We start from the raw sequence: 3,720 nt of genomic DNA, 5'->3' as shown, positions 1-3,720 counted from the left end.
TCGCTCTCGCTCATCACGGTCGAGCCTGCCCCGGCCGACCTGGACCGGCCAGCCGGGGAGGCTCGCTCACAGCAGGTCGAACTCGTTGTGCGACGCACCGCCGGACAGCAGCGCGTAGCCGGGGCCGACGCAGACGCCGGTTCCAACGGCAGCTACGACTCCGGGTTCTCCGAGCAGGCGAGTGCCCTCGTGGGCGAGGAGGTGACCGTGTCGGCGACCGTGAACGAGGTGGTCGACCCGAACTCCTTCTCCATCACCGGCATCGAGGAGACCTCCGCCGAGCCGCTGCTCGTCGTGGGCTCGGACATCGCGGGCGTCCTCGAGGAGGAGCTGGGCCTCGACCTGACCGACGACGGCTACACCGACTTCGCGGGCCGGGAGTACATCGTCGCCGAGAGCGTCGACATCCAGGTGCCGGCCGAGCAGGAGTGACCCACCCGGGCACCGCGCGCGCTCGGGCGGTGCCCGGGAGGGCAGGTCAGCCGGCCCGCCGCCGGAGCCACCGCCGGCGGCGGGGGGACGGCGCCGGCTCCGACACCGCGGGCCCGGGGACGACGACCGGGCGGCTGAGCCGCCACTCGGCGACCATCTCCTCGACGTCCGGCATCCCCACCGGGATCCACGGTCCCTCGGCCGGCTGACGGTAGTACCGGTCGACCCGGGCGACGTGCGCCTCGACCACCGCGCGGGCCAGCTCCTCGGTGGGCTGCCGGGCGACCCGGGCGGGCAGCTCCTCCCGTTCCTTCCGCAGCGCCAGCCCGGTGGGCATGATCGCGGCGACGTCGGCCTCTTCCCGCCGCGCCCACTCCAGCGCCCACTCGTAGGTGGTCTTCTCCCGCTCCCGCCGGGGCAGCGGCTTCCCGGCGCCGGCCAGCCCCTCGAGGTCTCCTCGCTCGCGGGCCTGCGTGATCTGGTGCTCGACCCAGCTCTCGAACGACACACCTTCCGGCTTGCGTTCCGTCATCGGCGTCCTCCTCCGCGTTCCTCTGCCAGTCTGGGCGGCATGCGGACGACGGGCACCCGAGAGGTCTACCGGAACCCATGGCTCCGGCTGCGCGAGGACGCCATCGAGCTGGACGACGGATCGCCGGGCGTCTACTCCGTCGTCGAGCGGCCGCACTTCGGCCTGGTGATCGCTGCCGAGCGGGACGGCTTCTGGCTGGTCGAGCAGTTCCGCCACCCGCTCGGCCGCCGCTCCTGGGAGTTCCCCCAGGGCACCTGGCCGGCGGGCGGGACCGGGACGGCGGAGGAGCTGGCCCGCGCCGAGCTGGCCGAGGAGACCGGGCTGAGGGCGGCCCGGCTGAGCCACCTCGGGCACCTGGACCTGGCGCCGGGGCTCACGACCCAGGAGTTCGACGTCTGGCTGGCCGAGGGCCTGACGCGCGGCCCCACCGCCCGCGAGGCGACCGAGGCCGACATGCGCTCGGCGTTCGTCACCGAGGCCGAGCTCCGGGCGATGGTCCGCGACGGCCGGTTCACCGACGGCCCCTCGCTGGCCGCCTACAGCCTCCTGCTGCTCACCCGAGGAGAGACCCAGGAGTGAACTGCACGCCGGACGGGAACCGAGGAGCCATGGACGAACCTGCCCACAACGTCGAGGTCACGGTCACCACGCACGACGCGGAGTCCGCCGAGATCACGGTCGTCGGTGAACTGACCGAGCACGCCCGCCGGCCGTTGGTCCGCGAGATGACCGATCTCATGCTGGCCGGCGCCACGCTGAAGCAGGTCCGGGTCGACCTGTGCGAGGTCACCTTCATGAACTCGGCCGGGATGGCGACCCTCGTGCACGTCCTCCGGGTGGCCCTCGCGGCGGTCGACGATGGTGAAGCGCCGCCACAGGCCGCTGAGCTGCAGGGGGCGGGCGACGGCGGCGGTGTGCACCACGAGCGGGGTGTCGATGCCCCGGGGCTGGGCCATCCGCTGCAACTGCACGAGGGTCGCCATCCCGGCCGAGTTCATGAAGGTGACCTCGCACAGGTCGACCCGGACCTGCTTCAGCGTGGCGCCGGCCAGCATGAGATCGGTCATCTCGCGGACCAACGGCCGGCGGGCGTGCTCGGTCAGTTCACCGACGACCGTGATCTCGGCGGACTCCGCGTCGTGCGTGGTGACCGTGACCTCGACGTTGTGGGCAGGTTCGTCCATGGCTCCTCGGTTCCCGTCCGGCGTGCAGTTCACTCCTGGGTCTCTCCTCGGGTGAGCAGCAGGAGGCTGTAGGCGGCCAGCGAGGGGCCGTCGGTGAACCGGCCGTCGCGGACCATCGCCCGGAGCTCGGCCTCGGTGACGAACGCCGAGCGCATGTCGGCCTCGGTCGCCTCGCGGGCGGTGGGGCCGCGCGTCAGGCCCTCGGCCAGCCAGACGTCGAACTCCTGGGTCGTGAGCCCCGGCGCCAGGTCCAGGTGCCCGAGGTGGCTCAGCCGGGCCGCCCTCAGCCCGGTCTCCTCGGCCAGCTCGGCGCGGGCCAGCTCCTCCGCCGTCCCGGTCCCGCCCGCCGGCCAGGTGCCCTGGGGGAACTCCCAGGAGCGGCGGCCGAGCGGGTGGCGGAACTGCTCGACCAGCCAGAAGCCGTCCCGCTCGGCAGCGATCACCAGGCCGAAGTGCGGCCGCTCGACGACGGAGTAGACGCCCGGCGATCCGTCGTCCAGCTCGATGGCGTCCTCGCGCAGCCGGAGCCATGGGTTCCGGTAGACCTCTCGGGTGCCCGTCGTCCGCATGCCGCCCAGACTGGCAGAGGAACGCGGAGGAGGACGCCGATGACGGAACGCAAGCCGGAAGGTGTGTCGTTCGAGAGCTGGGTCGAGCACCAGATCACGCAGGCCCGCGAGCGAGGAGACCTCGAGGGGCTGGCCGGCGCCGGGAAGCCGCTGCCCCGGCGGGAGCGGGAGAAGACCACCTACGAGTGGGCGCTGGAGTGGGCGCGGCGGGAAGAGGCCGACGTCGCCGCGATCATGCCCACCGGGCTGGCGCTGCGGAAGGAACGGGAGGAGCTGCCCGCCCGGGTCGCCCGGCAGCCCACCGAGGAGCTGGCCCGCGCGGTGGTCGAGGCGCACGTCGCCCGGGTCGACCGGTACTACCGTCAGCCGGCCGAGGGACCGTGGATCCCGGTGGGGATGCCGGACGTCGAGGAGATGGTCGCCGAGTGGCGGCTCAGCCGCCCGGTCGTCGTCCCCGGGCCCGCGGTGTCGGAGCCGGCGCCGTCCCCCCGCCGCCGGCGGTGGCTCCGGCGGCGGGCCGGCTGACCTGCCCTCCCGGGCACCGCCCGAGCGCGCGCGGTGCCCGGGTGGGTCACTCCTGCTCGGCCGGCACCTGGATGTCGACGCTCTCGGCGACGATGTACTCCCGGCCCGCGAAGTCGGTGTAGCCGTCGTCGGTCAGGTCGAGGCCCAGCTCCTCCTCGAGGACGCCCGCGATGTCCGAGCCCACGACGAGCAGCGGCTCGGCGGAGGTCTCCTCGATGCCGGTGATGGAGAAGGAGTTCGGGTCGACCACCTCGTTCACGGTCGCCGACACGGTCACCTCCTCGCCCACGAGGGCACTCGCCTGCTCGGAGAACCCGGAGTCGTAGCTGCCGTTGGAACCGGCGTCTGCGTCGGCCCCGGCTACGCGCTGCTGTCCGGCGGTGCGTCGCACAACGAGTTCGACCTGCTGTGAGCGAGCCTCCCCGGCTGGCCGGTCCAGGTCGGCCGGGGCAGGCTCGACCGTGATGAGCGAGAGCGA

Annotated in this window: 7 protein-coding genes; 3 read left to right on the top strand and 4 right to left on the bottom strand. The window is 73.4% G+C overall.

Annotation, left to right across the window (positions count from 1 at the left end):
• On the top strand, positions 1 to 432 hold a 432-nt coding region (locus tag G5C62_RS25990), incomplete at its 5' end, for a hypothetical protein (protein WP_206330872.1).
• A 46-nt stretch (positions 433 to 478) separates the two neighbouring features.
• Here the strand turns inward: G5C62_RS25990 and G5C62_RS25985 are convergent.
• Complete coding sequence (locus G5C62_RS25985) at positions 479 to 964, bottom strand: DUF1992 domain-containing protein (protein ID WP_164703274.1); 486 nt, start codon at positions 962 to 964, stop codon at positions 479 to 481.
• A 39-nt stretch (positions 965 to 1,003) separates the two neighbouring features.
• On the opposite strand from G5C62_RS25985, the gene G5C62_RS25980 reads away from it, so the two are divergent.
• Positions 1,004 to 1,543: an NUDIX hydrolase gene (locus G5C62_RS25980; RefSeq protein ID WP_164703275.1), complete on the top strand. Its 540-nt coding sequence runs from the start codon at positions 1,004 to 1,006 to the stop codon at positions 1,541 to 1,543.
• On the opposite strand, the gene G5C62_RS25975 is transcribed toward G5C62_RS25980, so the two are convergent.
• On the bottom strand, positions 1,501 to 2,031 hold the full coding sequence (locus G5C62_RS25975; protein ID WP_241176147.1) for an STAS domain-containing protein: 531 nt from the start codon (positions 2,029 to 2,031) through the stop codon (positions 1,501 to 1,503). The two genes, G5C62_RS25980 and G5C62_RS25975, sit on opposite strands and share 43 nt — an antisense overlap.
• A gap of 146 nt (positions 2,032 to 2,177) precedes the next feature.
• Positions 2,178 to 2,717: an NUDIX hydrolase gene (locus G5C62_RS25970; RefSeq protein ID WP_164703275.1), complete on the bottom strand. Its 540-nt coding sequence runs from the start codon at positions 2,715 to 2,717 to the stop codon at positions 2,178 to 2,180.
• 39 nt (positions 2,718 to 2,756) lie between these two features.
• Between G5C62_RS25970 and G5C62_RS25965 the strand changes: the two genes are divergently transcribed.
• Entirely contained in the window at positions 2,757 to 3,242 is a 486-nt protein-coding gene (locus G5C62_RS25965; RefSeq protein WP_164703274.1) for a DUF1992 domain-containing protein, read from the top strand.
• A gap of 46 nt (positions 3,243 to 3,288) precedes the next feature.
• Here the strand turns inward: G5C62_RS25965 and G5C62_RS25960 are convergent.
• On the bottom strand, positions 3,289 to 3,720 hold a 432-nt coding region (locus G5C62_RS25960), incomplete at its 5' end, for a hypothetical protein (RefSeq protein ID WP_206330872.1).

Source organism: Modestobacter sp. KNN46-3, from assembly GCF_011039295.1.
Note: the sequence above shows the minus strand (reverse complement) of the source record. Positions and strands in the feature narration are given on the sequence as shown.